The organism is Pseudoroseomonas cervicalis ATCC 49957, assembly GCF_000164635.1.
In the GTDB taxonomy this organism is placed as follows: domain Bacteria; phylum Pseudomonadota; class Alphaproteobacteria; order Acetobacterales; family Acetobacteraceae; genus Pseudoroseomonas; species Pseudoroseomonas cervicalis.
Genome location: NZ_GG770937.1, coordinates 1 through 1792, shown reverse-complemented (window position 1 = coordinate 1792; position 1792 = coordinate 1). Strand labels below are relative to the sequence as shown.

Here is a 1792-nt window from a genome sequence, read left to right as displayed (position 1 = left end):
CCGCGCCCCCCCGGCGCGGGCAGCGCGGCCGAGGCGGCGCTGCGGGCCCGGCTCACGCGCTGGTTGGCGGAAGGTGCAGGTGACAGCACCGCCGCCCTCGGGTAAAGGCGCATCAATCTCGCCGTAACGGAAGGACGGACCATGAAGCTCACGCGCCGTGTGAAGGAAATCCTCTCCTGGTATGAGAGCGACAATCCCGGCACCAAGGCGAATCTCGCCCGCATCCTGATGGAGGGCCAGCTCCGCGGCACCGGCCGGCTGGTCATCCTGCCGGTGGACCAGGGCTTCGAGCACGGCCCGGCGCGCAGCTTCGCCCCGAACCCGCCCGCCTATGACCCGCGCTACCATTTCGAGCTGGCGATCGAGGCGGGCCTCTCCGCCTATGCCGCGCCGCTCGGCATGATCGAGGCGGGTGCCTCCACCTATGCCGGCGCCATCCCGACCATCCTGAAGGTGAACAGCTCGAACAGCCTGTCCACCACCAAGGACCAGGCGGTGACGGCGACGGTCGCCGACGCGCTGCGCCTCGGCTGCTCGGCCATCGGCTTCACCATCTATCCGGGCTCCGAGTACCAGTTCGAGATGATGGAGGAGCTGCGCGAGCTCGCCGCCGAGGCGAAGGCCGCCGGCCTCGCCGTGGTGGTGTGGAGCTATCCGCGCGGCCCGATGCTGGACAAGGTGGGCGAGACGGCGCTCGACATCTGCGCCTATGCCGCGCACATGGCGGCGCTGACCGGCGCGCACATCATCAAGGTGAAGCCGCCGACCGAGGCCATCTACCTCGACGCCGCCAAGAAGACCTACGAGAAGAACCCGGTCGACGCCTCGACCCTGGCGCTGCGCGTCAAGCACGTGGTCGATGCCTGCTTCGGCGGCCGTCGCCTGGTGGTGTTCTCGGGCGGCGAGGCCGGCACGGCCGAGGCGATGGTCGAGATGGCCAAGGGCATCCACCAGGGTGGCGGCAATGGCTCGATCATCGGCCGCAACACCTTCCAGCGCCCGAAGGCCGAGGCGCTGAAGCTGCTGTCCGACATCATCGCCGTCTACAAGACGCCGGTCGCCTGATGGCCGGCTCCGCCCCGGCGGAGGAGACCAGGGGCGGCGGCGGGGAGACCCGCTGCCGCCTTTATCTCATCACGCCCCCTGCCCTGGACCCGGCGGCCTTCGCCGAGACGCTGGCGCGGGCGCTCGATGCCGGCGATGTCGCGGCGCTGCAGCTGCGGCTGAAGGATGTGGATGACGACGCGCTGAGGCGCGCCATCGACCTGCTGCGCCCGGTGGCGCAATCCCGCGACGTCGCCTTCCTGCTGAACGACCGCGCCGACCTCGCGGTGCAGACCGGCTGCGACGGCGCGCATCTCGGCCAGTCGGACGGCGACCATGCGCGCGCACGCAAGCTGCTGGGGCCGGACCGGATGCTGGGCATCACCTGCCATGGCAGCCGCCACCTGGCGATGGAAGCGGGCGAGATCGGCGCCGATTACGTCGCCTTCGGCGCCTTCTTCCCCACCACCACCAAGAATGCCGAGCACCGGGCCGAGCCCGACCTGCTGCAATGGTGGACCGAGATGTTCGAGCTGCCCTCGGTCGCCATCGGCGGCATCACGGCGGCCAATTGCGCACCGCTGGTGCGGGCGGGGGCGGATTTCCTGGCCGTCGTCGGCGCCGTCTGGAACCATCCTGAGGGGCCGGCGGCCGGGGTGCGGGCGATGAACGCGGCGATCGCCGCCGCCTGAGGCGCGACATGCGGCACCGCCCCCCGCCGGGCGGCGCCACGGCGCCCGGCCGCTAC

Annotated in this window: 2 protein-coding genes; both read left to right on the top strand. The window is 71.3% G+C overall.

What is annotated here, in order from left to right:
* The first annotated feature begins 141 nt into the window (after positions 1–141).
* Positions 142–1065 (top strand): class I fructose-bisphosphate aldolase, encoded by a 924-nt coding sequence (locus HMPREF0731_RS20535; protein ID WP_007006149.1) that lies wholly within the window; start codon positions 142–144, stop codon positions 1063–1065.
* Positions 1065–1736, top strand: a complete 672-nt coding sequence (gene thiE, locus HMPREF0731_RS20530) for a thiamine phosphate synthase (RefSeq protein ID WP_007006148.1) — start codon at positions 1065–1067, stop codon at positions 1734–1736. The genes HMPREF0731_RS20535 and thiE overlap by 1 nt, the downstream gene beginning before the upstream one ends.
* The last annotated feature ends 56 nt before the right edge of the window (positions 1737–1792 follow it).

Excerpts from the sequence above, each read along its gene's own strand:
- HMPREF0731_RS20535 (WP_007006149.1), top strand. The coding sequence starts at position 142 with ATGAAGCTCACGCGCCGTGTGAAGGAAATCCTCTCCTGGTATGAGAGC.
- thiE (WP_007006148.1), top strand. The coding sequence starts at position 1,065 with ATGGCCGGCTCCGCCCCGGCGGAGGAGACCAGGGGCGGCGGCGGGGAG.